23 protein-coding genes and 2 pseudogenes are annotated in these 25,307 nt (G+C 74.4%); 14 read left to right on the forward strand and 11 right to left on the reverse strand.

The genetic code is table 11. The features are described 5' to 3' along the window. Positions 1-7 precede the first annotated feature (7 nt). Both AQJ30_RS08560 and AQJ30_RS08565 read left to right on the forward strand, forming a co-directional pair. A complete protein-coding gene (locus tag AQJ30_RS08560) occupies positions 8-1,366 on the forward strand; it encodes a GH1 family beta-glucosidase (RefSeq protein ID WP_067230613.1) in 1,359 nt (452 codons plus the stop codon). 253 nt (positions 1,367-1,619) lie between these two features. Then, complete coding sequence (locus tag AQJ30_RS08565) at positions 1,620-3,527, forward strand: discoidin domain-containing protein (RefSeq protein ID WP_067230616.1); 1,908 nt, start codon at positions 1,620-1,622, stop codon at positions 3,525-3,527. Positions 3,528-3,552: 25 nt separating this feature from the next. Here AQJ30_RS08565 and AQJ30_RS08570 read toward each other — a convergent pair whose 3' ends face one another. Continuing rightward, complete coding sequence (locus AQJ30_RS08570) at positions 3,553-3,882, reverse strand: deoxyxylulose-5-phosphate synthase (RefSeq protein WP_067230619.1); 330 nt, start codon at positions 3,880-3,882, stop codon at positions 3,553-3,555. A 248-nt stretch (positions 3,883-4,130) separates the two neighbouring features. Between AQJ30_RS08570 and AQJ30_RS08575 the strand changes: the two genes are divergently transcribed. Then, positions 4,131-4,529: a hypothetical protein gene (locus AQJ30_RS08575; RefSeq protein WP_067231038.1), complete on the forward strand. Its 399-nt coding sequence runs from the start codon at positions 4,131-4,133 to the stop codon at positions 4,527-4,529. A gap of 184 nt (positions 4,530-4,713) precedes the next feature. After that, positions 4,714-5,715, forward strand: a complete 1,002-nt coding sequence (locus AQJ30_RS08580; RefSeq protein ID WP_245726850.1) for an ADP-ribosylglycohydrolase family protein — start codon at positions 4,714-4,716, stop codon at positions 5,713-5,715. A 47-nt stretch (positions 5,716-5,762) separates the two neighbouring features. On the opposite strand, the gene AQJ30_RS08585 is transcribed toward AQJ30_RS08580, so the two are convergent. Next, complete coding sequence (locus AQJ30_RS08585; RefSeq protein WP_067230624.1) at positions 5,763-6,905, reverse strand: EcsC family protein; 1,143 nt, start codon at positions 6,903-6,905, stop codon at positions 5,763-5,765. A gap of 285 nt (positions 6,906-7,190) precedes the next feature. On the opposite strand from AQJ30_RS08585, the gene AQJ30_RS08590 reads away from it, so the two are divergent. Continuing rightward, a complete protein-coding gene (locus AQJ30_RS08590; RefSeq protein WP_067230627.1) occupies positions 7,191-8,048 on the forward strand; it encodes an alpha/beta fold hydrolase in 858 nt (285 codons plus the stop codon). A 25-nt stretch (positions 8,049-8,073) separates the two neighbouring features. Here AQJ30_RS08590 and AQJ30_RS08595 read toward each other — a convergent pair whose 3' ends face one another. Continuing rightward, on the reverse strand, positions 8,074-8,841 hold the full coding sequence (locus tag AQJ30_RS08595; protein WP_067230629.1) for a CDP-alcohol phosphatidyltransferase family protein: 768 nt from the start codon (positions 8,839-8,841) through the stop codon (positions 8,074-8,076). A gap of 118 nt (positions 8,842-8,959) precedes the next feature. Between AQJ30_RS08595 and AQJ30_RS08600 the strand changes: the two genes are divergently transcribed. The 5 genes and pseudogenes from AQJ30_RS08600 to AQJ30_RS39250 all read left to right on the forward strand — a co-directional run. Beyond that, a complete protein-coding gene (locus tag AQJ30_RS08600) occupies positions 8,960-9,940 on the forward strand; it encodes a zinc-dependent alcohol dehydrogenase (protein ID WP_067230632.1) in 981 nt (326 codons plus the stop codon). 140 nt (positions 9,941-10,080) lie between these two features. After that, a complete protein-coding gene (locus tag AQJ30_RS08605) occupies positions 10,081-10,479 on the forward strand; it encodes a 6-pyruvoyl trahydropterin synthase family protein (protein ID WP_067230635.1) in 399 nt (132 codons plus the stop codon). Beyond that, complete coding sequence (locus tag AQJ30_RS08610) at positions 10,476-11,663, forward strand: glycosyltransferase family 4 protein (RefSeq protein ID WP_067230637.1); 1,188 nt, start codon at positions 10,476-10,478, stop codon at positions 11,661-11,663. The genes AQJ30_RS08605 and AQJ30_RS08610 overlap by 4 nt, the downstream gene beginning before the upstream one ends. A 323-nt stretch (positions 11,664-11,986) precedes the next feature. Then, positions 11,987-12,892, forward strand: coding sequence for a methyltransferase domain-containing protein (locus tag AQJ30_RS08615; RefSeq protein ID WP_067231041.1), 906 nt, complete (start codon positions 11,987-11,989; stop codon positions 12,890-12,892). A gap of 164 nt (positions 12,893-13,056) precedes the next feature. Continuing rightward, positions 13,057-13,803, forward strand: a pseudogene (locus AQJ30_RS39250) (lysylphosphatidylglycerol synthase domain-containing protein); the annotation flags it as partial. A gap of 191 nt (positions 13,804-13,994) precedes the next feature. Here the strand turns inward: AQJ30_RS39250 and AQJ30_RS08620 are convergent. Continuing rightward, a complete protein-coding gene (locus AQJ30_RS08620) occupies positions 13,995-14,771 on the reverse strand; it encodes a creatininase family protein (protein ID WP_067230640.1) in 777 nt (258 codons plus the stop codon). Positions 14,772-14,810: 39 nt separating this feature from the next. Here AQJ30_RS08620 and ribA point away from each other — a divergent pair, with 39 nt between their 5' ends. Further along, positions 14,811-15,470, forward strand: a complete 660-nt coding sequence (gene ribA / locus AQJ30_RS08625; protein WP_067230643.1) for a GTP cyclohydrolase II — start codon at positions 14,811-14,813, stop codon at positions 15,468-15,470. A gap of 261 nt (positions 15,471-15,731) precedes the next feature. After that, positions 15,732-16,892, forward strand: a complete 1,161-nt coding sequence (locus AQJ30_RS08630) for a DUF4241 domain-containing protein (RefSeq protein WP_159052311.1) — start codon at positions 15,732-15,734, stop codon at positions 16,890-16,892. A 73-nt stretch (positions 16,893-16,965) separates the two neighbouring features. Here the strand turns inward: AQJ30_RS08630 and AQJ30_RS08635 are convergent, their stop codons facing one another. Genes AQJ30_RS08635 through AQJ30_RS08645 form a run of 3 tightly spaced genes read right to left on the reverse strand, consistent with a single transcriptional unit; the run spans position 16,966 to position 20,226 of the window. After that, positions 16,966-18,198, reverse strand: a complete 1,233-nt coding sequence (locus AQJ30_RS08635; RefSeq protein ID WP_067230648.1) for a serine hydrolase domain-containing protein — start codon at positions 18,196-18,198, stop codon at positions 16,966-16,968. Positions 18,199-18,256: 58 nt separating this feature from the next. After that, the gene (locus AQJ30_RS08640) at positions 18,257-19,654 is read right to left on the reverse strand and encodes an MFS transporter (RefSeq protein ID WP_067230651.1); all 1,398 of its coding nucleotides are present in this window, start codon (positions 19,652-19,654) and stop codon (positions 18,257-18,259) included. Continuing rightward, entirely contained in the window at positions 19,651-20,226 is a 576-nt protein-coding gene (locus AQJ30_RS08645; protein WP_067230653.1) for a TetR/AcrR family transcriptional regulator, read from the reverse strand. Before AQJ30_RS08645 ends, AQJ30_RS08640 begins: the two co-directional genes overlap by 4 nt. A 106-nt stretch (positions 20,227-20,332) precedes the next feature. Here AQJ30_RS08645 and AQJ30_RS08650 point away from each other — a divergent pair, with 106 nt between their 5' ends. Next, the gene (locus AQJ30_RS08650) at positions 20,333-20,782 is read left to right on the forward strand and encodes a PPOX class F420-dependent oxidoreductase (RefSeq protein WP_067230656.1); all 450 of its coding nucleotides are present in this window, start codon (positions 20,333-20,335) and stop codon (positions 20,780-20,782) included. A gap of 13 nt (positions 20,783-20,795) precedes the next feature. On the opposite strand, the gene AQJ30_RS08655 is transcribed toward AQJ30_RS08650, so the two are convergent. Next, on the reverse strand, positions 20,796-21,677 hold the full coding sequence (locus AQJ30_RS08655; protein WP_067230659.1) for an NAD(P)-dependent oxidoreductase: 882 nt from the start codon (positions 21,675-21,677) through the stop codon (positions 20,796-20,798). Between the two features lie 122 nt (positions 21,678-21,799). On the opposite strand from AQJ30_RS08655, the gene AQJ30_RS08660 reads away from it, so the two are divergent. Beyond that, positions 21,800-22,405 (forward strand): TetR/AcrR family transcriptional regulator, encoded by a 606-nt coding sequence (locus tag AQJ30_RS08660; RefSeq protein ID WP_067230661.1) that lies wholly within the window; start codon positions 21,800-21,802, stop codon positions 22,403-22,405. A gap of 15 nt (positions 22,406-22,420) precedes the next feature. Here AQJ30_RS08660 and AQJ30_RS08665 read toward each other — a convergent pair whose 3' ends face one another. The 3 genes and pseudogenes from AQJ30_RS08665 to AQJ30_RS39255 all read right to left on the reverse strand — a co-directional run. Further along, complete coding sequence (locus AQJ30_RS08665; protein ID WP_067230663.1) at positions 22,421-23,887, reverse strand: membrane-associated oxidoreductase; 1,467 nt, start codon at positions 23,885-23,887, stop codon at positions 22,421-22,423. 97 nt (positions 23,888-23,984) lie between these two features. After that, the gene (gnd, locus tag AQJ30_RS08670) at positions 23,985-24,866 is read right to left on the reverse strand and encodes a phosphogluconate dehydrogenase (NAD(+)-dependent, decarboxylating) (RefSeq protein WP_067231044.1); all 882 of its coding nucleotides are present in this window, start codon (positions 24,864-24,866) and stop codon (positions 23,985-23,987) included. An 8-nt stretch (positions 24,867-24,874) separates the two neighbouring features. Then, positions 24,875-25,307, reverse strand: a pseudogene (locus AQJ30_RS39255) (glucose-6-phosphate isomerase); the annotation flags it as partial.

The raw sequence follows: 25,307 nt of genomic DNA on the forward strand, positions 1-25,307 counted from the left end.
GACTCCCGTGACCATCGACCTCGACGCACTCCCGCACGACTTCCTGTGGGGCACGGCCACATCGGCCTACCAGATCGAGGGGGCCGTGGCCGAGGACGGCCGTGCGCCGTCGATCTGGGACACCTTCTCGCACACCCCGGGCAAGACCGCGGGCGGCGACCACGGCGACGTGGCCTGCGACCACTACCACCGCTGGCGCGAGGACATCGCGCTGATGCGCCGGCTGGGCGCCAACGCCTACCGGCTGTCGGTCGCCTGGCCGCGGGTGGTGCCCGGCGGCGACGGCCCGCCCAACCCCAAGGGCCTCGACTTCTACGACGAGTTGGTCGACGGGCTGCTCGCGGCGGGCATCACCCCGTCCGTCACGCTCTACCACTGGGACCTCCCGCAGGTCCTCCAGGACCGCGGCGGCTGGCCCGAGCGGGACACCGCCGAGCACTTCGCCGCGTACGCCGCCGTCGTCGCCGACCGGCTGGGCGACCGCGTGCGCCACTGGGCCACGCTCAACGAGCCCCTGTGCTCCGCCTGGATCGGCCACCTGGAGGGCCTGATGGCCCCCGGCCTGACCGACCTCACGGCGGCCGTGCGCGCCTCGTACCACCTGCTGCTGGGCCACGGCCTCGCCGCGCAGGCGCTGCGCGCGGCGGTCCCGGACGCCGAGGTCGGCATCGTCAACAACCTCTCCACCGTCCACGCCGCCTCCGACCGTCCCGAGGACGTCGCCGCCGCGCGCCGGATGGACGGCCACACCAACCGCTGGTGGCTCGACCCGGTGCACGGCCGCGGCTTCCCGGCCGACATGCGCGAGCTGTACGGCGTGGACCTCCCCGAGCAGCCGGGCGACCTGGAGACGATCGCCGCGCCGCTGGACTGGCTGGGCCTGAACTACTACTTCCCGCAGACGGTCGCCGACGACCCCGACGGCCCGGCCCCGTACGTCCGTTCCGTGCGCCGCTCCGGCGTCCCGCGCACCGGCATGGACTGGGAGGTGGACGCGAGCGGCATCGAGACGCTGCTGATGCGCCTGACCGACGACTACGGCGCCCGCCGCCTGTACGTCACCGAGAACGGGTCCGCGTACCCGGACGTCGTCCGCCCGGACGGCACCATCGACGACCCCGAGCGCCAGGAGTACCTGGTCGGCCACCTGGCCGCGTGCGCCTCGGCGGCCCGCCGGGGTGCCCCGCTGGCCGGCTACTTCGCCTGGTCGCTGCTGGACAACTTCGAGTGGGCGTACGGCTACGACAAGCGCTTCGGCCTGGTCCACGTCGACTACCGCACCCAGGCCCGCACGATCAAGGGCACGGGTCACCGGTACGCCGACATCATCCGCAGCCACCGGGACCGGGCGGCCAAGGCCGCCTGAGCCCCGGCCGGGCGGTGGACGACCGCCCGGTCCCGGCCGGCCGGACGGCGACAGCCGTCCGAGCCCTGGTCGTGGTGGGCGCCGGTACGGGAGCCGGCGCCCACCACGAATCCAGCGCGGGGCCCGTCCCCAGGGGCCCCGCACCCCTCCGTACGTCCCTCTTGTTGTGCCATGAGTGCCGCGTGTCCATGCGTGTAAGTGTCATGTACACGTCAAGCACTTGCTGTCCCTCACCCCACTCGAGGAGAGCCGCATGACCACCCGCACCCCCCGCAGACCCCGCGCGCCACGCACCCCGCGCGTCCTGCTGACCGCCCTGGCCGCGCTCACCCTGCTCGCCGCGGGTCCCGCCCTGACCACCCCGGCCGCGGCCGCGCCCACCGCCGCCGCGGCCACCTGGGACACCGACCGCGCGGCCGCCGCCTACGCCGCCGATCCCGCGGCCGTCACCGCCTCCGGCAGCGAGAACGGCGGCAGCGCGCCCGGCCTCGCCTTCGACGGCAACGGCTCCACCCGCTGGTCCAGCAACTTCGCCGACGACGCCTGGATCCGCCTCGACCTCGGCACGACGATCCGCGTCGACCGGGTGGTCCTGGACTGGGAGGCCGCCTACGGCAAGCGCTACGTCCTGGAGGTCTCGAAGAACGGCATGGACTGGACGCCGTTCTACACCGAGACCGCGGGCACCGGCGGCACGGTGACCGCCCACACCTACCCACAGGACGTGACGGGCCGCTACGTCCGCCTGCGCGGCATCCAGCGGGCCACGCCGTACGGCTACTCGCTGTGGTCCTTCCGGGTCTACGGCGGCGAGCCCGCCCCGGCCTCCACGACCCGCGCCAACCTCGCCCTGAACCACCCCGCCTACTCCAACTTCTACCAGCACGCGGGCGTCTCCCCGGCGTTCGTCACCGACGGCGGCTGGCCGGCCAACCTCAAGGACGACGCGAGCCGCTGGTCGAGCGACTGGAACGCGGACCGCTGGGTCTCCGTCGACCTGGGCACCACCTCGACCATCGACACGGTCGACCTCTACTGGGAGGCGGCCTACGCCGTCGACTACCAGCTCCAGGTCTCCGACGACAACCGCACCTGGCGCACGGTGTACCAGCCCCCGGCGTCCGAGGTCGCGGCCCGCCGCGCCGACGTGAAGTCCCCCGGGGACGCGGTCGGCCGGCACGATACGGTCCGCCTGCCCTCGCCCGCCACAGGCCGCTACGTGCGCATGCTCGGCAAGGAACGCCGCTCGTTCTACAACCCCGCACCCGCGACAGCCCAGTTCGGCTACTCGCTCTACGAGTTCCAGGTCTGGGGCACCGGCGGCAGCGCGGCGGCGGCCTACCCGGCCCTGCCCGGCGAGCAGCAGGGCACGTACCAGACCACGTTCTTCGACGACTTCACCACCGGCTCGCTCGACCGCTCCAAGTGGCGCGTGGTGCGCACCGGCACGGAGATGGGCCCGGTCAACGGCGAGTCCCAGGCGTACGTCGACTCCCCGGACACCATCCGCACGGAGAACGGCAGCCTGGTCCTGCGCGCCAAGTACTGCAAGGGCTGCACCCAGGCGGGCGGCGGCACCTACGACTTCACCTCCGGCCGCATCGACACCCACACCAAGTTCGACTTCACCTACGGCCGGGTGAGCGCCCGCATGAAGCTCCCGGTCGGCGACGGCTTCTGGCCCGCGTTCTGGCTCCTCGGCTCCAACGTCGACGACCCGTCGGTGTCCTGGCCCGCCTCCGGCGAGACCGACATCATGGAGAACATCGGCTACGCCGACTGGACCAGCAGCGCCCTGCACGGCCCCGGCTACTCCGCCGACGGCAACATCGGCGCCCGCCAGACCTACCCGAACGGCGGCCGCGCCGACCAGTGGCACACCTACGCGGTGGAGTGGACCCCGACGGCAATGCGCTTCTACGTCGACGACCGGCTGGTCCAGGAGACCTCCCGCACGGTGCTGGAATCGACCCGCGGCCAGTGGGTCTACGACCACAACCAGTACGTCATCCTCAACCTCGCCCTCGGCGGCGCCTACCCGGCCGGCTGGAACAAGGCGACCACCCCGTACTGGGGCCTGCCGCAGTCCAGCGTGGACCGGATAGCGGGCGGGGGAGTGCAGGCGGAGGTGGACTGGGTGCGGGTGGAACAGAAGCGGTAACCGGCACCAGCGGGCGTGTCCGGCCTCAGGGCACCTCGGGCCGGGTGAGCGCCCGCCCGTACGGCTCCCCCGTCCGCCGGGCGTACGCCAACCGCTCGCGCACCTCCCGCAGGGTGCGCGGGCGGTAACCGGGGCCACCACAGCAGCTCTTGTGGAAGCGGACACCGGCGTGCAGCAGCACGGACAGCACCCGCCACCCCTCGGTGTCCCGCCGCGCCGGCACGGCGAACGCCGACCCGACATGGGTCAACTCCCGCCCGCACCGGGGACACCGCCGCACCCAGGACCCCGCGTACGGCTGCTTGTAGGAAGCCCGGCAGGGCAGGCAGACGTAGGAGGTCTTGGCGTGGGACATGCGCACCAGGGTAGGCAGGGGCCGCGGCGGTGAGCCAGGGGATTACCCGGCGTCCGCCCCTGGGACGGACGGACGGACGGGAAAGCGGAAGCGGCGGGATGCACCCCGGAGCGGCGCCGTCCGGAGCCGTACGCGAAAATGTGTACGCACGAGGGGCGCCGACCTGGCAACATGGGCCGCCGCACTGTGCGTTGCGGCGCCGTGCGGCGCATGTCCTGGTCGAAGTGGTCCTGATCGAGGGGGAAACCGTGGCGGACTGGATCTACATCCTCAACCCGCACAGGGACGTCCTGGACCAGGAACCGTGCGACAAGGAGAAGATCCTCGGGCTCGCGCAGGAGGATCCGGAAGCGGAGTTCTGGCTCAGCCGGCGCAACCGCATGGTGCCCGGGGACCGCGTCTGGTTCTTCTTCACCAGCCCCGACGCGGCCATCGCCGCCGTGGGCGAGGTCGACGAGGAGCCCCGGGTGGACCCCGACGACCCCGACGTCTCCTACCTGGTCCCGGTCACGCTGCTCGCCGACGCCACGAAGGCGCTGTACCGCGCCCCGGTCGGCCGCGACGAACTCGGCCTGGGCCAGGTCCGCTCGGTACAGAAGGTGAAGCCGGCCGCCCTCCCGGTCCTGCTGGCCCGCGCGGGCCTCTGACGGGGCGGACCCGGCGTCGCCGTACCGCCCGACCGACGTCGGGGGCTCGCGCCGGCGTGTATAGGCTGCTGCCGTGCCGCACGCCAAGGATGACCAACGTGACCTCGTGTCACGGCAGTCCCGCGTCCGAGGAATGATGCTGGGCCTGGCACTTGGGGAGACCGTCGGATCGGCCCGCGGCGCTGTGGCGCCAACGGGTCCGCTGTGGGCCGGGGTCGGCACCCAGCTCGCCTGCTTCACCGCCGAGGGCGTCGTCCGCGCACAGGTACGCAACGACCACAAGGGCATTTGCTACGCGCCTGGCGTGGTCCTGCATGCCTACTGCCGCTGGGCCTACCTCCAGGGCGTCGAGACGCAGAAAATGCTCGCCCGCTGGAACTCGCCCGGCGACAGGCCCTGGCCGGACGGCTGGCTCGCGGGCGTGCCGGCCCTGGCCGAGCGGCGCGGCAGTGCCCCCGCGACCGTGGCGGCCCTGTCCCGTGTCGACGAGGGCGAGGAGGCGATGGCCACTCCCAGCCGCGGCGCGCATGCGCTGACCCGCAGTCTCCCCGTCGCGGTCACCGGCGTGCAGGGCATCGCCCTGGTCGACGCGCTCGCCGGGCTCACCCACGGCGACCGGGCCGCCCGCGACGCCGCCGTCCACGCCGCCCTCCTGACCCGCCACTGCCTGACGCGTCCGATTCCGCACCGCAGCCCTTACGCGCCGTTCGACGGGGTTCTCCGGGAAGCCCTGGACGCGGGCCTCTCGGCCCTGCCGTCGGAGGCGCGGAGCCTGACCGAGCAGCAGCACGACCGGCTGAGGGCGGCCTTCCACCAAGCGGTCGAGGCACCGGCCGATCCGGCCCACCTGACCCGCCTCGCCCCCGACGCCACCGCGCCGGCGGCCCTGCTCGGCGGCATCTACGCGGCCGCCTCCTTCCCGCACCCCGCCGACCTGCGCAGCGCCATGGCGTTCGCGGCGACCGCCCCATCGGGCGACTCCGTGGCCTGCGTCACCGGTGCCCTGCTCGGCGCGGCCCACGGCGCCGAGTCCCTCCCCCCGGACCTGGTCACCCGCCACGAACTCGCCTGGATCCTCGACACCTTGGCTCGCGACCTGGTGCTGCAGTTCGACGACCCCCCGAGCGGCAGCGAGTACGTCGAGGGATGGGACCCACACTGGTGGAACCGGTATCCGGGCTGGTGATCCACCGCGAGGGCCGGGCCGTCGGGCCCCTCTGGAACGCCGGGCCGTCAGCGGAGATCGGGGCCGCCCGCCTCGGCCAGCTCGCCGAGCACACTGATCTCCTCATCGGCGTCGCCCGGAACGTCCGAGTCTTCGTCGGTGATCGGTCCGGATGCCTCACCATCGGCGAGGTGCGGGTACTTCTCCAGGAGGAACCTGCGCCGGTACGCCATGTCGGCGGCATCGACTATTCCCTCGAGCGTGGCCCAGTTGAGGGTGCTGCCCACGACGATCCCGAAGGCCGGTACGGCCTTCCCGAGACCCTTTTTGGTGAGACGGAAGCCGAAGGCCTTCGCGAATTCCTTGGAGACCTTGGTGACCACCGAGTCACCGAGGACCTCCCAGGTCTTGCCGCGGAAGAGGGCCTGGGTGAGACGCGAGATGTCGGCCATCGCGGCGTTCTTGGCAGTGGCCGAACTCGCCGTGCCGACGTTGATGACGGACATCACGAAGAGTTTCTCGGCGGGTTCTTCCGGGTCGTAGCCGTAGAACAGCGAGATCTGGCCGACGGCACGCGACGCGAGTCCGATCACGGCTGCGGTGTCGGCAGCGAAGGCGCCGGCGATCGCGCCTCCGGAAGGTGCTGCGGTGGCACCTGCCGAGGCAGCGAGGACGAGTTCTCCTCCTGAAATCACAAGGCCCGCACCCGCTCCCGAGAGCGCAGCCGCGGCCGGGTAGTACCAGCTCGCCTTCCGCCCACGGACGGCGTCGACCTGTTCGAGGTCGAGTCGGCGCAGCTCGTCGAGAGACTCGACCTCGTGCCCGCGCTTCTGGTGGAGCGCCAGTACGCGAGGGGCGGAGAGTCCCGCTCGCGAGACCCGCCCCAGGGTCTGTCGTACGGACTGGACAGCCGTGCCGCTCCAGTCCGGCAGGGCGTCCGCGGCTCCGCGCGCCGTCGTGCCCACCTTATGGGCGCCCTTGGCGACCATGTCCTGGCCCCGCGCTACCGCCGACTGGGCCCGGGGATGCTTCTCCAACTGCTTCGCGACGCGCTTGCCGAACCCGGTGGCGCCCCTGGCCACGTGCTCGCCGGCGTTGCTCATCGCTCGGGACATCGGGCGGCCCTTGTACTGCTGGATGGACTGCCACGCCGCGAGTTCGTATGCGGAGGGCAACAGGTCAGCCGGCGGCGGGTCTTGGGGAGTGCTCATGGTTCGGGAACTCCTGTCGTCGAAGCGGGCTGTGAACGGGGTGCTCAGGACCGTGGCCCTGGGCCCGGGGTGCCTTGAGGCACGTCGAAAGGCCGTTGGGGGGCGTTCCGCCGCACGAAAGCCGACGGACCCGTCAGTCGACGTCCGGCCGTGCCCGGCGCAATCAGCCGTGATCGTCCTCACCTCATCCCCCGAGGGAGAAGGGTAGTACCGCGCCCGTGTCAGTAAGAGGCCTCCCGCCAAACCCAGTTGCCCGCCCCGCCCCGCCGCTGCCACCCTCCCCCCATGCCCACCTTCACCACCCCCGACGGCACCCGGCTCACCTACCACCTCCTGGGAGACGCGGGGGAGGGCGCGGGTGCGACGCCGCTCGTCTGTCTCCCCGGCGGGCCCATGCGGGCCTCCTCCTACCTGGGTGACCTCGGGGGACTGGCCGCGCGGCGGCCGCTCGTGCGGCTCGACCTGCGGGGGACGGGGGAGTCGGACCTGCCCCGGGACCCGTCGTCGTACCGGTGCGACCGGCTCGTGGACGACGTGGAGGCGCTGCGCCGGGCGCTCGGCGCCGAACGGGTCGACCTGCTGGGGCACTCCGCCGGGGCCAACCTCGCGGTGCGCTACGCCGAACGGCACCCCGAGCGGGTCGCGCGGCTGGTGCTGGTGACGCCTAGCGTCATGGCGGTCGGCGTCGACATCGCACCGGAGGACCGGCTCGCCGCGGCCCGGCTGCGCAAGGGGGAGCCCTGGTTCGACGTGGCCTACGGCGCGCTGGAGGGCATCACCCAGGGGCGGGCGGCCCCGGACGCGTGGGAGACCATCGGGCCCTTCTGGTACGGCCGTTGGGACGCCGTTGCGCAGGCGTTGCAGGCCGCCGACGCCGTGGAGAAGAACCACGACGCGATCCCCGTCTTCGCCGGCGAGGGCGCCTTCGCACCGGAGGCGACCCGCGCCGCGCTCACCCGCTTCACCGCGCCCGTCCTGGTCCTGGCCGGGGAGACCGACGTCGCCGCGCCGCCCGCCGCCATGGCCGAGGTCGCCGGACTGTTCCCCGCGGCCGAACTGGTCGTCCAGGAAGGGGCGTCCCACCACCCGTGGCTGGACGATCCGGCGGCGTTCACCGCGACCGTCGAGCGCTTCCTCGCCTGAGCCGGCCGACGGCCGGAAAACCGCCTCACCGGGCCGCCGGCACCAGTTCGCGCATCCGCGCCACCGGCACCCGCCGCGCCACCCGCGAGGTGCGCCACAGCCCCAGCACGTCCCGGCCGAACGACCACAGCAGGGAGCCCAGGGCGAGCAGCACGATCGCGAAGTCCACGGCGTGGGGCAGCAGGTGCGAGCCGGCCAGCAGCAGGCAGATGCCCTGGAGCGCGGCGACCGTCTTGCGGGCCACGGACGGGGGCAGCGGCCCGTTGAGCCAGGGCGCGAGCCGCGCCGCGGCGACGAACGCGTACCGCATCCCGCCGATCAGCAGCACCCACGGGCCCAACTGCGTGGAGACGTACACGCTGAGCACCAGGATCAGGAACGCGTCGACCTCCATGTCGAAGCGGGCGCCCAGCGCGGTCGAGGTGCCGGTGCGGCGCGCGACCTTGCCGTCCACGCCGTCGAGGACCAGCGCGACCGCGGTGAGGACCACCAGCAGCGCCACCGGCGGGCGGCCCGTGAAGGAGTCCGCGACCAGCGCCGTCACCCCGCCGACCAGGGTGGCCCGGCCGAGGGTGACCCGGTTGGCGGGGCCGAAGGAGCGCAGCCGGGCACGGTGCAGCGCCCGCGAGAGCACCGCCCACCCGGCCACCGCGAAGGCCAGCCCGGCCAGCCAGCCGGCGATCCCCAGGCCGGTCGCCGAGCCGAGCAGGGCCAGCAACAGGATCTGCACGCCCGCTCCCACAGCGGTCTCCTGCTGGACCAGCCTCGCGTCGTAAGTGTTGTTCAGGGCCACCGCACACCCTCCGGCCGTGTGACAAGTCGATCAGCGCCGCGTACTGTGCGCGGCCTGTGCACACCTCGGTACGTGGAGACGTCGCCGATCGTTCAGGAGATCGTTCAGGAGGACGTGGATGAAGCGCAGCGCACGCGCGTTCTGGGTCGCCGCGCCGGGCGTGGGGGAGATCCGTGACACCCGGCTCGCCGCCCCCGGCGAGGGTGAGGTGCTGGTGCGCACCCTGTACTCGGGGGTCAGCCGCGGCACCGAGACCCTCGTCTTCCGCGGCGGGGTGCCCGAGAACCAGCGCTCCGTGATGCGGGCGCCCTTCCAGGAGGGCGACTTCCCGGCCCCGGTGAAGTACGGCTACCTCAGCGTCGGCGTCGTCGAGGAGGGGCCCGCCGCCCTCGTCGGGCGCACGGTGTTCTGCCTGTACCCGCACCAGACGCGGTACGTCGTCCCCGCCGACGCCGTCACCGTCGTACCGGACGCCGTGCCCGCCGCACGGGCCGTGCTGGCCGGCACCGTGGAGACCGCCGTCAACGCGCTCTGGGACGCGGCCCCGCTGGTCGGCGACCGGATCGCGGTGGTCGGCGGCGGCATGGTCGGCTGCTCGGTGGCCGCGCTGCTCGCCCGTTTCCCCGGTGTACGCACGCAGTTGGTGGACGCCGACCCGTCCCGCGCGAAGACCGCCGAGGCCCTCGGCGTGGACTTCGCGCTGCCCGGGGACGCCCGCGGCGAGTGCGACCTCGTCGTGCACGCCAGCGCCACCGAACAGGGCCTGGCCCGCTCACTGGAACTGCTCGCCGCCGAGGGCACCGTCGTCGAACTGAGCTGGTACGGCGACCGCAGGGTGAGCCTGCCGCTCGGCGAGGCGTTCCACTCGCGGCGGCTGACCGTGCGCAGCAGCCAGGTCGGCACCGTCTCCCCGGCCCGCGCGCGCCGCAGCTACGCCGACCGGCTCGCCCTCGCCCTGGACCTGCTCGCCGACCCGGCGCTGGACGCCCTCGTCACCGGCGAGTCCGCCTTCGAGGACCTGCCCGCGGTCCTGCCGAGGCTGGCCTCGGGGGAGATCCCCGCGCTCTGCCACCGCGTGCGCTACCCGTCCGACGCCTGACCCCGGGCGACGCCGCACCGCCTGACCTGAGAAAAGAGTGCGGAGCGGCTGAACACGGGGAAGCGATGAGCCGTACTACACGGCATCCGCCGGCGGTGATGGCCGGCGGACCAGACGCGCCGCACCTGGAGGGTCGTCCGTTGTTCAGTGTCACCGTCCGCGATCACATCATGATCGCCCACAGCTTCCGCGGCGAGGTCTTCGGACCCGCGCAGCGCCTGCACGGAGCGACGTTCCTCGTGGACGCCACCTTCCGCCGGGAACAGCTGGACGCCGACAACATCGTCGTCGACATCGGCCTGGCCACCCAGGAACTCGGCGCGGTCGTCAGCGACCTCAACTACCGCAACCTGGACAACGAGCCCGACTTCGCCGGGGTCAACACGTCCACCGAGTTCCTGGCCAAGGTCATCGCCGACCGGCTCGCCGAGCGCATCCACCGGGGCGCGCTGGGCGAGGGCGCCCGGGGCATCGCGGGCCTGAGCGTCACGCTCCACGAATCGCACGTCGCGTGGGCGAGTTACGAGCGTGCCCTGTGACCGAGACCGCCCTGCACGCGCCGAAGCGGCTGGACTACGTCCCCGCCCAGCCGGCCGCCGCCCCGACGAACGGGGGGATCATCCCCATGTCCCTGCGCACCGTGCACTTCGTGATGCCGGGCGGCGTCGCCGACCCGTCCCGGCCGAGCGGCGGCAACGCCTACGACCGACGCGTCTGCCTCGACCTGCCCGGCTTCGGCTGGCAGGTGCGCAGCCACCTCGTGGACGGCGACTGGCCCCGCCCCGGCGCCGACGCCCGCGCCGCGCTCGCCCGCACGCTCGCCGACCTGCCCGACGGCACGGCCGTCCTGCTCGACGGACTGGTCGCCTGCGGCGTCCCGGAGGTCGTCGTCCCCGAGGCCGCACGGCTGCGCCTCGCGGTCCTCGTCCACCTGCCGCTCGGCGACGAGACGGGCCTCGCGCCCGAGGTCGCCGCCGACCTCGACGCCCGCGAGCGGACCGTGCTGCGCGCGGTGCCCGCGGTCGTCGGCACCAGCGACTGGGCGGTCCGCCGTCTGGTCTCCCACCACGGCCTGGCCCCCGACCGCGTCCACGTCGCCGCCCCCGGCGCCGACATCGCGCCCCTCGCCCCCGGCACCGACGGCGTCTCCCGCCTGCTGTGCGTGGCCGCCGTGACCCCGCGCAAGGGGCAGCACCGGCTGGTCGAGGCGCTGGCCGCGGTGCGCGACCTGCCGTGGAGCTGCGTGTGCGTCGGCGGCCTCGACCAGGACCCGGAGTACGTCGCCCACCTGCGGCGGCTGATCGACGGGCACGGCCTCACCGACCGGCTGCACCTCGCGGGCCCCCGGTCCGGCGCCGACCTCGACGCCAGCTACGCGTCCGCCGACCTGATGGTCCTGACCTCCTACGCCGAGACGTACGGCATGGCCGTCACCGAGGCCCTGGCGCGCGGCATCCCCGTGCTCGCCACCGACGTCGGAGGGCTGCCCGAGGCGGTCGGCCGGGCCCCCGACGGGGGCGTCCCCGGCATTCTGGTCCCTCCGGAGGACCCGGCGGCGCTGGCGGCGGAACTGCGTGGCTGGTTCGGCGAACCCGACGTACGGCGCCGGCTCAAGGCGGCCGCCCGCGGCCGCCGCTCGGCCCTGAACGGCTGGGCGTCCACCGCCCGCAGCCTGGCCGGCGTCCTCGGCCGGCTCCCCGGCGAACCCCGGAGGGCCGCATGAGGAGGACGACGGCGACCCCGGCGGACCTCGCGCGACGAGCGGGAGGCGGGCGCATACCGTCGCAGCCCGGGCCGCGCGGCGCCGAGAACCTGACGGAGGTGGACGCGGTGACACAGGACGGGCACACGCACCCGGGGTCCGCGGTGACGCCGGACGGGCCGACCGGCCCGGGACCCACGGTGACGCCCGACGGGCCGACCGGCCCGGGGCCCACGGCGGTGTCGGACGCGCGGACCGGCCGACGTACGACGACGACGGCAGCGACCGGCCGGACGGCCCCGGAGTCCGCGGCGGCACCGGACCGGTCCACCGACCCGGGGTCCGTGATCCCGGGGGCCGGCCCCGTCGCCGGTCCCGAACGGCCCACCGTGCGGCTGCGCGAGGCCGGTTCCGACGAGCCGCCGCGCTACGCGCCCGAGTGGCTCCAGCTGCGCGAGGGCGCCGACGCCTCCGCGCGCGCCCTGGACCTGCTGGACCCGCTGCGCATCCGGCTCGCCAACCTGCCCGGCCGCCCCGGCGGGGCCGTCGTGCACGACCTGGGCTGCGGCACGGGCTCGATGGGCCGCTGGCTCGCCCCGCGCCTGGACGGCGCCCAGCACTGGGTGCTGCACGACCGCGACCCCTACCTGCTGCACTTCGCCGCCGTGGCCTCCCCGCGCGCCGCCGCCGACGGCAGCCGGGTCACCGTGGAGACCCGGCGCGGCGACGTCGCCCGGCTGACCCCGGACGCGCTGGCCGGCGCGTCCCTGGTGACCGCCTCGGCCCTGCTGGACGTCCTCACCCGCGAGGAGGTCGAGACCCTCGCCGCCGCCTGTGCGGGCGCCGGGTGCCCGGCCCTGCTCACCCTCTCGGTCGCCGGCCGTGTCGAACTGACCCCGGCCGACCCGCTGGACGAGGAGATCGCCGCGGCGTTCAACGCGCACCAGCGGCGGGACGGGCTGCTCGGCCCGGACGCGGTCACCGTGGCCGCCGAGGCGTTCGCCGACCGGGGCGCGACAGTGAAGATCCAGCCGAGTCCCTGGCGGCTCGGCCCCGCCGAGGCGGCCCTGACGGCGCAGTGGCTGCGCGGCTGGGTCGGCGCCGCCGTCGAGCAGCGCCCCGAACTCGCCGCCCGCGCCGAGCGCTACCTCGCCGCCCGCCTGGCCGCGTGTGCCGCGGGCGACCTCCACGTCACCGTCCACCACAGCGACCTGCTCGCCCTGCCCCGCCCGACGGGCGGCCACCGATGACCACGGCCACGCGCAACACGCCGCTGCCGGGGGCGACTTCGGAGACGCACCCGGGGGACCCGCGGGGGGCGGCCCCGGCGGCACGTCCCACGGTCCTGCCCGTCCTGCGCCGTCACCTCGGCACGGTCACCGGTGTCGCCATCATGGCCGTGCTGCTGTGGCGCATGGGCACCGGCGTGTTCCTGGACGGGCTGGAGCGCGTCGACGCGACGGCCCTGCTCCTGGGGCTCGGGATCGGGCTGGTGACGACGGTGTTCAGCGCCTGGCGCTGGGCGCTGGTGGCGCGCGGGCTGCGCATCCGGCTGCCGCTCGGCGCGGCCGTCGCCGACTACTACCGGGCGCTGTTCCTCAACGCGGCACTGCCCGGCGGCATCCTCGGCGACGTCCACCGGGCCGTGCGGCACGGGCAGAGCGAGGGCGACGTGGGCCGCGGGGTGCGCACCGTCGTCCTGGAGCGCGCCGCGGGGCAGATCGCCCTGGCCGTCGTGGGCGCGGCGGTGCTGCTGACCGTGCCGTCACCGGTCAGGGAGGACGTCCGGCACGTCGTCCCGCTCGCCGCCCTGGCCGGCGTCGGAGCGCTCGCCGTGCTGCTCGCCCTGCGCATGAACCGTGCCGCGTCCGCGCCCACCGGGGGCCGGCGGCTGCGGGCGGCGCTCGCCGAGGCGCGCGAGGGCCTGCTGTCCCGCCGCAACGGGCCGGGCGTCGCGCTGTCGTCCCTGGTCGTCCTGGCCGGGCACGTCGCGGTGTTCGTGGTCGCGGCCCGGGTCGCCGGGTCCGGCGCCCCGGTGCTGTCGCTGCTGCCGATGGCCGTGCTCGCGCTGCTCGCGATGGGCGTCCCGCTGAACGTCGGCGGTTTCGGGCCCCGAGAGGGCGTCACCGCCTGGGCGTTCGGCGCGGCCGGGCTCGGTGCGGGCACCGGGCTGTCGGTGGCGGTCGTGTACGGCGTGCTGAGCTTCGTGGCCGCGCTGCCGGGCGCCGTCGTCCTGGCCGCCCGCTGGTACGCGGGCCTGCGGACACGGCCGGCCGCGACGGCCGGCCCCCGGCACGAGGTGACTCCCGCGGCCGTTCCGGGCCCGGTCCCCGACCACGGCCCCGAGGCCGGCTATCCGCGCTCGCCCGCGGAGTCCGCCCCGTCGGTCAACAGCGTGAAATACGCACCGAAGGAATCCGCCAGGCTCGCCAGGATGTCCTTCCCCTTGTCCGCGGACCCCAGGGAAGGACGGCCGATGACGCCCGAATCGGTATAGGCGGACATTCCCGTGGTGAGCAGGTGGCGGCGGTCGTCCGCGACGAAGTCGGCGGACTCGTACCCGGGCCGGACCACCTCGGGGTGGGCGTGCAGCAGGATCGACGTCTCTATCTCCCCGGCGTGCATGTCGGTGAGCAGGGACGTGACCACGCCGGCCCGCTCCCGCGCCGTCTCCCAGTCCTCCGGGGCCGGGAACAGCGCCATCCGCTCGCCGCGGGCGGAAGCCTCCTGGACGACGTTGCCGAGCACGTAGTTCCCGCCGTGCCCGTTGACCACGACCAGGGCCTCAACGCCCGAGCGGCGCAACGACGCCGCGATGTCCCGTACCACCGCGTGAAGGGTCACGGAGGAGATGCTGACGGTTCCCGGCCAGGCCGCGTGCTCGTGGGAGCAGGCGATGGTCACGGGCGGAAGGAGGTGCACCGGGTACGCTCCGGCGATCTCCCCGGCGACGGCGCAGGCGACGAGGGTGTCGGTGGCGAGCGGCAGGTACGGGCCGTGCTGCTCGAAGCTGCCGACGGGCAGGACCGCGACCCGCGGTGCCGCGCCCGCCCCGAGCGCCCGCACGTCCTCGGTGGTGTCCGCCGGCAGCGGACCGTACGCCACCGACCGTATCCGCGAACCACTCATCTCTTCCCGGCCCTCCGTCTGACGCTTAGGAACCAGATCATGACAGAAAAAATCGGCGTACTCGGCACGAAGGCACCCCAGCGCACCGGCGCGGAACGGGTGGTCAGCGCCCCGCTGCCGACCGTGTACGGGAAATTCCAGGCGGTCGGCTACCTGGACCACGACCGCGGTGACGAACAAGTCGCCCTGGTGTACGGGGACATCGGCAGCGAGGACGTGCTCATCCGGCTGCACTCCGAGTGCCTCACCGGGGACGCCTTCGGTTCGCAGCACTGCGAGTGCGGCGACCAACTCGCCGCCGCGCTGCGGGCGGTCGTCGCGGAGGGCAGCGGCATCGTCGTGTACCTGCGCGGCCACGAGGGCCGGGGGATAGGGCTGCTCGCCAAGCTGCGCGCGATGGCCCTGCAGGCGGAGGGCCTGGACACGGTGGAGGCGAACCTGGCGCTGGGCCTGCCGGTGGACGCCCGCGACTACGGCGTGGCCGCGGAGATCCTGCGCGACCTGGGCGTGCGCTCGGTGCGGCTGATGTCGAACAACCCCCGCAAGCGCGAGGCGCTCACCGACCAGGGCATCCAGGTCACGGAGACGGTGCCGCTGCTGATCCCGCCGTGCGAGAACAACATCACCTACCTGCGCACCAAGCGCGAGCGCATGGACCACCACCTGCCCCACCTGGACGCGGTGGCCCACTGGTCCTGACCGCCCCGCCCGGCCCCACGCGCCGGGCGGGCCCCCTGCCGCCTGCTCCAGCCTCGTCGAAGCGGTGCTGGAGCAGGCTCGCGTCCGGTTGAGGCGGTGGTCACGGGAGCGAGTAGGCCGGTCGCTCCGTCCCCGTTGTCACACCCCGGTGGCAGACTGCGGCGCGACCAGGTTGTGGAGGAGCAGGTCGTGCGACAGGGGCCACCCGTCGAGCGCCACTGCTCGGGGGTGGCTGGTGCCACGGGGGGGAGAAGCGCGGCTGTGATCTTCGACGGTCTCGATGTGTCGTACGGCGAGTTGTGGGGTTCCGATCGGGGACCGACCCATCCGGAGCCGATGTCGCGCGCGCTCGCGGCACGCAAGCATGCTGCCGGCGTCGACTACGCGGTGCTGCTGTCCGCGGGGGAGCGACCGCTGGCCCTGATCGAATTCTGGCCGCGCCGGATGTGGCGCCTGTACCTGTTCGACGACAGGTCCTGGCGCACGCAGATGATCGACTTCACGCCGCACGGCACGGGGGCGCTGCTCGCTCGCCGGAGCGTCCGGTGGCAGTTCCCCGGCGAGCAGGAGTACGCGTACGAGAAGTGGGACGTGCAGGAGACCACGACCGTCTCGGCCGACGGACAGGTCGAGGTGAGGTCCGAGTCCGCCTCTGCCGAGGTGCGGCGGTTCGCGGCGCCCGTCGAGGACTTCCTGTGTCCCGCACCGGAGTTCGGCGACTGGCAGGTGTTCGCGCCGTTCCTCGCCCAGCAGGGGCACGAGGCCGCCACGGCCACCGTCGTCCTGAACGACGTATCGGTGGACGAAGGATCGGGACCGCTGCGCGCCACCGGCATCGAGCAGTTGTTCACTCCGGGTACGTGTGCCACTCCCGACGGGCCGGCCGAGGTCGAACCCGCCGACGCCGGGCTGCTGCGGATCACGTCGGGACGACTGGTCGTCTCGGACCCCGGCTGGATCAGCGACCCGCGGACCGTCGCCGTGCCTCCGGGCGAGTTCCCGGTGACGCTGTCGCTCCTGCGCACGGCCCGCACGGTCGGTGTCGCCGCGGCCAGGGTGACGTTCCTGGACGCACCGCCCCGCGCGTGGGAGATGGCCCTCGGACCGGGTGAGGACCTGGGGCTGCTCGGCGAGGACCAGTTCTACGGGGTCGGCGTGGACACCGGCACGGTGGCCTTCCTGGACGCGACCCGGACGGTGGACGAGGACCGGCTGGACGAGGACGTCTTCGCGGCCCTCGACGGCGGCAGCCGTTTCAGCGTCGAACTGCCGGGCCCGCCACCCGGGCCGAACCTCATCGCCTTCCGTTCCGGACACGGCGACGGGTCCTACCCCGTCTGGATCGGCCGCACCGACGACGGACAGGTCGGCTGCGTGGTCGTCGACTTCCAGCTCCGCACCGCGGACGGCGGGGAGCAGTGAGCCACCGGCCTGATCGACAAGACACCCCCTAGGCGGGCGCGGGCCCGGCACGGCGCGGGTGGCGTCCCGGGTCTCAGTCGACGACCGCCTCGTGGACCAGGCGCTTGAGGTCCTGGTAGAGCGGGTGGGAGGAGCGGGGGCGGACCTGGGTCATGAACTGGACCGTGAGGTCGCGGGTCGGGTCGACCCAGAAGGTGGTGGTCGCCACGCCGCTCCAGCCGTAGGTGCCGAGCCCGGCCGGGGCCCGGGTGCGGGACGGGTCGGTCACCACGGAGACGCCGAGGCCGAAGCCGACGCCGTCGTTGCCGGGCTCGTCGTGGGCCGGGCGGCTGCCGAAGGACCGGAGGTCGGCACCGTCCGGAAGGTGGTTGCGGGTCATCAGGTCGACCGTGTCCGGCGACAGCAGCCGCACCCCGTCCACCTCCCCGCGCCGCCGCAGGAGTTCCATGAAGCGGTGCACGTCGTGGGCGCTCGCCACCAGGCCGCCGCTGCCGGACAGGAAGCGCGGCCGGCCGTCGCGCAGGGGCAGCCCCGCGACCGGCGCGATGCCGCCGTCCTCGGTCTCGCCGTACAGCTCCGACAGCCGGTCCGCCCGCGCGTCGTCGACCCAGAACCCGGCGTCGGTCATGCCGAGCGGGCGCAGCACCCGCTCGGCGATCACGTCGTCCAGCGGCTGCCCCGCCACCACCTCCAGGAGCCGGCCGAGGACGTTGGTGGCGACCGAGTAGTTCCACTGGGTGCCCGGCTCGAACTGCAGGGGCAGCGAGGCGTACACGTCGACCGTGCCGGCCAGGTCCTCGCCGGGCGCGACCGAGGAGTCCAGGCCGGCCTCCCGGTACAGCGCGTCCACCGGGTGGCAGTGGTAGAAGGCGAAGGTCAGGCCCGCGGTGTGGGTGAGCAGGTGGCGGACCAGGACCGGTCCGTCGGCCGGGCGGGTCACCAGGTCGGCTCCCGAGCCGCCGACGTACACGCGCGGCTCGGCGAAGGCGGGCAGGTGGTCGGCGACCGGTTCGTCCAGCGAGAGCCGGCCCTCCTCGACCAGGGTCAGCGCGGCGACGGTGGTGACGGGCTTGGTCATGGAGTAGATCCGCCACAGGGTGTCCGGCTCCACCGGCAGCCCCGCGGCGACGTCACGGTGTCCGTGCGTGGTGAGGTGGGCGACGCGGCCGCCGCGCGCGACGGCCACCAGGAAGCCGGGCAGCCGGCCCTCGTCGACCTCCTGGGCGAGGTGCCGGTCAAGGCGGTCCAGCGCCTTCTCGTCCAGCCCCGCCTCGTTCGGGTCCACCTCTTGCCGCAGACGTGCCATCGTTCTCCTCCGGTCCGTTCCTCGAGGTGCGGTCCGTCGTACCCCGCACGGACGCCCCTCAGACGTCATCGTGGCGCAGTGATCGCCGCGGCGGAATCGTTTCGGCCGGGGGCGTGGTGCGGGGCGGTCCGGCCGGGTCGGCGACGACGGGCCCGCCCGGTCCGGGCAGGGCGCGGGCCAGGGGCAGGGCGGCCGCCGCGCCGAGGGCCAGCACCGCGAGGGGCGGACGGGCGTCGCCGAGGTCCATCAGCACGCTCGCCGCCGCCACACCCAGCACCGGACCGGCGTTCATCGCCGTCTGCTGGAGCCCGCCCGCCACCCCGGCCGACGCGGCGGGGGACTGCCGTACGACGACGTGCGTGGCCGTCACCATCACCGTGCCGAACCCGGCGCCGACCAGCGCGAACCCGGCGGCGAACACGGCAGGTCCGGGAGCGCGGGACAGCAGCAGGACCCCCAGCGCCAGCACCCCGACGGCGGTCGCGGTGGTACGCCGCGCCCCCGCCCGGCGCAGCAGCACGGCGCTCGCCGGAGCGGCCGCGATCAGCAGCGCCGGGAGCGGCAGGCTGACCAGCGCGCAGCGCAGCGGCGTGAGGCCCAGGTCGCGCTGGAGGACGTAGACGCAGGCGAACAGGGCGCCGTTCAGGGCGGCCGACACGGCGACCAGGACGCCGAGCGCGGCCCGTACGGCCGGAACGCCGACCACGTCGGCGGGTACCAGCGGGCGCGGCGCCCGGCGCTCGTGCCGGACGAACGCGACCCCGGCGAGGACGGCGGCCGCCGCGACCAGCCCGCCCGGCACCGACCAGCCGGCGGCCGGCAGGGTCACCAGGGTGTGCGCCGCACCGGCCAGGGAAGCCGCCAGCAGCAGCGCGCCCGGCAGGTCCAGCGCGACGCGCGGCCTGGCGTCGCGCGGCGCACGGGCGAGCGCGAGCCCGCCGAACAGCAGGGCCGGGACGACGTTGACGAGGAACACCGCCCGCCAGCCGGACCCGGTGGCCAGGGCCCCGCCCAGCACCGGACCGGCCGCGGCGGCCACGCCGATGGCGGCCGTGCGCGCGGCGAGCGGACCGCGCAGCCGGTCCGGCGGGAACGCGGTCCGCAGCATGCCCAGCGTCGCCGGCTGCAACAGCGCCCCGAACACCCCCTGGACGACGCGCAGGGCGATCACCCAGCCGATGCCGGGTGCCACCGCCACGCCCGCCGACGCGGCGCCGAAGCCGAGCATCCCGACGGCGAACGTGAGCCGGTGCCCGTACCGGTCCCCGAGCCGCCCGGCGAACACCAGCAGGCCCGCCACGGCGACGAGATAGCCGGTACTGGTCCACTGGACCCCCGCGACGGACGCGTGCAGGTCGCGTTGCAGGGTGGGCTGGGCCACGGTGAGGACGGTGCCGTCCAGGGCGACGACCACGGCCCCCGCGATGCTCGCCGCCAGGGTGACGGCGGGCCTCACGCCGGGGCCTCCGGCCCGAGGTGGGCGTCCAGCAGCGCCCCGAGCAGGCCGGAGACGTCGTCGGCCCCGGTGGCCAGCGACAGGCTGCCCCAGCGCCACAGCTGGGCGAGGCCGTGCAGGTTGGCCCACAGGGCGGCGGCGGTGGTGCGCGCGTCGGCGCCCGGGCGGACCGCGCCCACCAGGTCCACGAGCACGGCGAACAGGGGCAGGCTGGTCTCCCGCAGCCCCAGTCGGCCGCTCTCCAGCAGGTCGTGACGGAACATCAGCTCGTACATGCCGGGCCGGGTGAGCGCGAAGTCGAGGTAGACGCGGGCCAGTTGAGCGACACGGGCGCGGGGCGACCCCGTGTCCGGCACCTCGTCGGCACGGGCCGCGAGGTCGGCGAACCCGCGGCGCGCGACGGCCGACAGCAGGTCCAGGTGGGTGGGGAAGTGGCGGCGCGGCGCCCCGTGCGAGACACCGGCGCGCCGGGCGATCTCCCGCAGGGACAGCGCCCCGAGGCCCTCACGGTCCACCAGCTCCACCCCGGCGTCGACGAGTCGCGCACGGAGTCCCTGTTCCGGTCCGGTCATGTGGACAGTGTCTACCAGGGGTGCGTAGACACTGTCTACTCCTTTCTCCGCCCGGGTGTCGCGTCCCGGCAGGAATGCGCGCCGCCGCCGCGCGGGTTCTCCCCACATGACCCAGGACACGACGCACCACGCACTGCTCGCGCTGCTCTCCGACGGGCGCAACGGCGTACTGGTCACCCTCAAGCGCGACGGGCGGCCGCAGTTGTCGAACGTGACCCACCACTACTATCCGGACGAGGGGGTGCTGCGGATCTCCGTGACCGACGACCGGGCCAAGACGCGCAACCTGCGCCGGGACCCCCGCGCGTCGTACCACGTCTCCGCGCCCGACCACCGCGCCTACACGGTCGCCGAGGGCACCGCGGACCTCTCGCCCGTGGCCCGGGACCCCTACGACGACACGGTGGAGGAGCTGATCCGGCTGTACCGGGACGTCCTCGGCGAGCACCCGGACTGGGACGACTACCGGGCCGCGATGGTCCGCGACCGCCGCCTGGTGGTCCGGCTGCGCGTCGAGCGGGCGTACGGCATCCCGAGGGGCGCGCACCAGGGCTGAACCGGGCCCCCGGTCAGGGGCGCGCCCCGGCGGTACGGGCCTCCAGGGCGTGCAGGACGGCCACCATGTCCGCGTCACCGTGGCCCAGCTCCACCGTCTCCTCGAACAGGGCGTGGCAGGTGTCCAGGAGCGGGGAGGCGAGGCGGGCGGCGCGGGCGGACTCGGCGATCAGGCGGTTGTTCTTCAGCACGTCCAGGGCGGCCGCCTGCACCGCGAAGTCGCCGTGCAGCAGCTTGGGCGCCTTCATCCGGGAGACCGCGCTGGCCATCGGGCCCGCGTCCAGGACGTCCAGGAAGAGCCCGCGGTCCAGGCCCTGCCGGTCCGCGAAGTGGAACGCCTCGGTGAGGCCGGTGACCTGGGTGATCAGGAACAGGTTCACCGCGAGCTTCATCAGCAGCGCGCCGGGGGCCGGCCCGCACGTGAACGTCTCCCGGCACAGCGGCGCGAGCAGCGGCCGCACGGCCGCGACCGCGTCCTCGTCGCCGGCCAGCATCGCGACCAGCTGCCCCTGCTGCGCGGGCACCCGGGAGCCGGAGACGGGGGCCTCGACGTACCTCCCCCCGGCCGCGTGGACGTCGGCGGCCAGCGCGCGGGAGTACTCGGGCGAGGTGGTGCCCATGTGGACGACGGTCCGCCCCCGCACCCGCCCGGCGAAGTCCGCCGTGCCACGGGCCAGTACGGCGTCCACGGCGACCTCGTCGGCCAGCATCAGGAACGCCACCTCCGTGCGCGCGAACACCTCGGCGGAGTCGGCCGCCACCTCGGCGCCGGCCGCGCGCAGGGGTTCGGCGCGGGCGGGGGTCCGGTTCCACACCAGCAGGGGGGTGCCGGCGTGGGCGAACCGCAGGGCCATGGGGGTGCCCATCACACCGAGACCGAGGAAACCGACGTGCACGGCGGGTCCGCCTTCCGCTCCGGGCGCCCGGGACGCTTGGCTGCCGGGCCGCTATGACGGCTGTCATAGTAGCGCGCCCTATGACGCCGGTCATAGGGTGGGCGCGAGCACGAGGAGGTCACATGCCCGGGTCGTCGGAACGCGGACCGCGCGAGCGGATGGTCTTCAGTGCCGCCCAGCTCATCCGGCGCGACGGCGTCGCCGCGACCGGCATGCGGGAGGTCGCCGAGCACGCCGGCGCCCCCCGCGGCTCGCTCCAGCACTACTTCCCCGGCGGCAAGCGGCAGTTGGTGGGAGAGGCGGTCGACTGGGCCGGACGGTACGCCGGCAACCGCGTCGCCCGCTTCCTGGCCGAGCTGTCCCGCACCGGGACGCCCACCCCCTCGGGGCTGTTCGCGGCGATGGTCCGGCAGTGGACCGAGGAGTACGAGGCCGGCGGGTACGGCACGGGCTGCCCGGTGGCCGCCGCGACCGTGGAGTGCGCGGCCACGGACGCGGACACCCGCCGGGCCGCGGCCACGGCGTTCGCCACGTGGACGGCTCCGGTCGCCGCGGCCCTGACCGACATGGGCGTCCCCGCCGCCCGCGCCGCCTCCCTGGCCACGCTCATGATCAGCGCCCTGGAGGGCGCGATCCTCATCGCCCGCGCCGAACAGGACAGCCGGGCCCTGACGACGGTGGTGGCGGAACTCGCGCCCCTGCTGGACGGCGCGGCGGGCGCGGGCTGAGCCGGACGGACGCGGTCAGGGGCGGCTGACCGCGCGGGTCACGCCCGCGACGACCGTCGTGGCGAGGATCCAGCCGGTGAGGACGAGGACGTACGACAGCCACTGGTACCCGCCGGCCGGGGCGAAGGCGCCCTCCTGGCCGAAGGAGATCACCGGCAGCAGCAGGTCCAGCGTGAAGAACACCGGGTTGAACGGCGGTGCCTCACCCGCCTTCAGGGGCGGCGGGTGGTGCGCGGCGAACGCGACCGAGCCGACCGCGAGCAGCGACAGCAGCCAGCCCAGCGCCCGCAGCGGCCGGAAGCCGTAGCCGACGGTCGCGTCCTGGACGTGCCCCCACAGCCGCCCGTACCAGGGCAGGGTGGAGCGGTGCCGGCGCTGCTTGGCCAGCTGCACGAGCCGCGCGGCGCGGTCGTCGCCGATCCGGCGGTACGCGGCCGTCAGCTCCTCGTACGCCTGCGGGATGTACCCGTCGCGGTCCCGGGCCAGCAGGGGCAGTCGGCGCCCGGCGGGCTCGTGCGGCGCGAGGGAGCCGTAGGAGAGGTCCGCCACCATCACCTCGGCGGGCACCGACCCCGGCTCCAGCAGCAGCATCCCGATCCGCGCCCGGCGCAGGTTCAGGGTGCCCTCCATCGGCGGGGCCTTGCGCAGCCACAGCTCACCGAGCGTGGCACTGCCGGCCCGCAGCCCCGGCCCGCCGGGGTTGACCAGACGGCAGTACGACAGGTCCAGGCGGCCCGCGATCCGGGCGCCGCGCAGCCCCAGCCAGCCGCGCACCTCGGCGGACCGCAGCAGCCACTGCCCCTCGACCGTGAGGCCCTCCGCGTCCACGGCGGCCTCCCCGGTGCCGGTCAGCCGGGCGTCGGTCAGGTTGACGGACCCGGCGACCGTGGCGCCGCTCAGCCGCACCCACCCGTGGGTGCGCAGCCCGGGCGCCCACACGTCGGCGCCGATCACCGCCTGGTTGAGCTGGAGCACCGGCTCCTCGGCGTCGGGTGCGAGGACCCGCGCGCCCTCCAGGTAGAGGCTGCCGCCGACGTGCACTCCGCCGAGCCGTACGACCCCGGTGCAGTGGGCCCGGGTCAGCCGCAGCACGCCCTCGACGTGCGCGGCGTGGGCGACGAGGCCCGGCAGCGCGGACTCGCTGAGGTTGAGTTCGCGCAGCCGGGCGGCGTAGCAGCGCGGCGGCTCGGCGAAGTGGCAGTGCCGCAGCCGGACCGGGTGCTCGACCGTCGCGTACTGCAGGTCGAGCCGGCCGGTGACGCGGGCGCCCGCGAGGTCCAGCGCCGGGATCCCGCCGCCCGGGGGCGGGGCGTCCAGCAGCAGGGCGCGCAGCACCTCGCCGCGCACGGTGCGCTCCGGTCCCCACAGCGGGCCGTCGCGCAAGGGGTCGTCGTCGGGGGAGTCCCGCAGGTCCACCGGTGTGCCCGTGGCGAACGCGGCACGGACGCGCCGCTCGGCCGGGGTCAGCTCGTCGCTCTCCATCAGCGGCCATCCGACCCGGCCGGGCCGCGCCTGTCAACGCCCGCGCGAGATGCGCGCGTTGACGTGGGGGACCCCGACGGGGTCCCCCACGGTGGTCCTACTCCTTCGCCGACTCGACGGCGTGGCCGCCGAACTGGTTGCGCAGCGCGGCGACCATCTTCATCTGCGGGGAGTCCTCCTGGCGGGAGGCGAACCGCGCGAAGAGCGAGGCCGTGATCGCGGGCAGCGGCACGGCGTTGTCGATGGCGGCCTCCACCGTCCAGCGACCCTCGCCGGAGTCCTCGGCGTAACCGCGCAGCCGGTCGAGGTGCTCGTCGTCGTCCAGGGCGTTGACCGCGAGGTCGAGCAGCCAGGACCGGATGACGGTGCCCTCCTGCCAGGAGCGGAACACCTCGCGGACGTTGTCCACCGAGCCGATCTTCTCCAGCAGCTCCCAGCCCTCGGCGTAGGCCTGCATCATCGCGTACTCGATGCCGTTGTGGACCATCTTGGAGAAGTGGCCCGCGCCGACCTTGCCCGCGTGGACGTAGCCGTAGGGGCCCTCCGGCTTGAGCGCGTCGAAGATCGGCTGGAGCCGGTCGACGTGCTCCTTCTCGCCACCGACCATCAGGGCGTAGCCGTTCTTCAGGCCCCACACACCGCCGGAGACGCCCGCGTCGACGAAGCCGATGCCCCGGGCGCCGAGCTCCGCGGCGTGCTTCTCGTCGTCCGTCCAGCGGGAGTTGCCGCCGTCGACGACCGTGTCGCCGCTCTCCAGCAGGCCGCCGAGCTCGTCGACGACGGACTGGGTGGCGGCGCCGGCCGGCACCATCACCCAGACGGTGCGGGGCGCTTCGAGCTTGTCGACGAGTTCGGCGAGGCTCGCCACGTCGGAGACGTCGGGGTTGCGGTCGTAGCCGATGACGGTGTGGCCCGCGCGGCGGATCCGCTCGCGCATGTTGCCGCCCATCTTGCCGAGACCGATCAGTCCGAGCTGCATGTCCGTGATCACTTCCTGAGTTCGCGGTAGGCGGCCACGAGGGCGGCGGTGGAGGCGTCCAGGCCGGGGACGTCGGCGCCCTCGGTGAGGGCGGGTTCGACGCGCTTGGCGAGGACCTTGCCCAGTTCCACGCCCCACTGGTCGAAGGAGTCGATGTTCCAGATCGCGCCCTGGACGAACACCTTGTGCTCGTACAGCGCGATGAGCTGGCCGAGCACCGACGGGGTCAGCGCGGTGGCCAGGATCGTCGTGGTCGGGTGGTTGCCCTTGAAGGTGCGGTGGGCGACCTGCTCCTCGGCCACGCCCTCGGCGCGGACCTCGTCGGCCGTCTTGCCGAACGCGAGGGCCTGGCCCTGCGCGAACAGGTTGGCCATCAGCAGGTCGTGCTGCGCCTTGAGGGTGTCGCCCAGCTCGTCGACCGGCCGGGCGAAGCCGATCAGG

The sequence above is a fragment of the Streptomyces longwoodensis genome, from assembly GCF_001514125.1.
Taxonomy (GTDB): domain Bacteria; phylum Actinomycetota; class Actinomycetes; order Streptomycetales; family Streptomycetaceae; genus Streptomyces; species Streptomyces longwoodensis.

Excerpts from the sequence above, each read along its gene's own strand:
- AQJ30_RS08570 (WP_067230619.1), bottom strand. The coding sequence starts at position 3,882 with ATGTCCCACGCCAAGACCTCCTACGTCTGCCTGCCCTGCCGGGCTTCC.
- AQJ30_RS08650 (WP_067230656.1), top strand. The coding sequence starts at position 20,333 with ATGACCCAGGACACGACGCACCACGCACTGCTCGCGCTGCTCTCCGAC.
- AQJ30_RS08565 (WP_067230616.1), top strand. The coding sequence starts at position 1,620 with ATGACCACCCGCACCCCCCGCAGACCCCGCGCGCCACGCACCCCGCGC.
- AQJ30_RS08600 (WP_067230632.1), top strand. The coding sequence starts at position 8,960 with ATGAAGCGCAGCGCACGCGCGTTCTGGGTCGCCGCGCCGGGCGTGGGG.
- AQJ30_RS08620 (WP_067230640.1), bottom strand. The coding sequence starts at position 14,771 with ATGAGTGGTTCGCGGATACGGTCGGTGGCGTACGGTCCGCTGCCGGCG.
- AQJ30_RS08590 (WP_067230627.1), top strand. The coding sequence starts at position 7,191 with ATGCCCACCTTCACCACCCCCGACGGCACCCGGCTCACCTACCACCTC.
- gnd (WP_067231044.1), bottom strand. The coding sequence starts at position 24,866 with ATGCAGCTCGGACTGATCGGTCTCGGCAAGATGGGCGGCAACATGCGC.
- AQJ30_RS08635 (WP_067230648.1), bottom strand. The coding sequence starts at position 18,198 with ATGGCACGTCTGCGGCAAGAGGTGGACCCGAACGAGGCGGGGCTGGAC.
- AQJ30_RS08665 (WP_067230663.1), bottom strand. The coding sequence starts at position 23,887 with ATGGAGAGCGACGAGCTGACCCCGGCCGAGCGGCGCGTCCGTGCCGCG.
- ribA (WP_067230643.1), top strand. The coding sequence starts at position 14,811 with ATGACAGAAAAAATCGGCGTACTCGGCACGAAGGCACCCCAGCGCACC.
- AQJ30_RS08585 (WP_067230624.1), bottom strand. The coding sequence starts at position 6,905 with ATGAGCACTCCCCAAGACCCGCCGCCGGCTGACCTGTTGCCCTCCGCA.
- AQJ30_RS08645 (WP_067230653.1), bottom strand. The coding sequence starts at position 20,226 with ATGACCGGACCGGAACAGGGACTCCGTGCGCGACTCGTCGACGCCGGG.
- AQJ30_RS08660 (WP_067230661.1), top strand. The coding sequence starts at position 21,800 with ATGCCCGGGTCGTCGGAACGCGGACCGCGCGAGCGGATGGTCTTCAGT.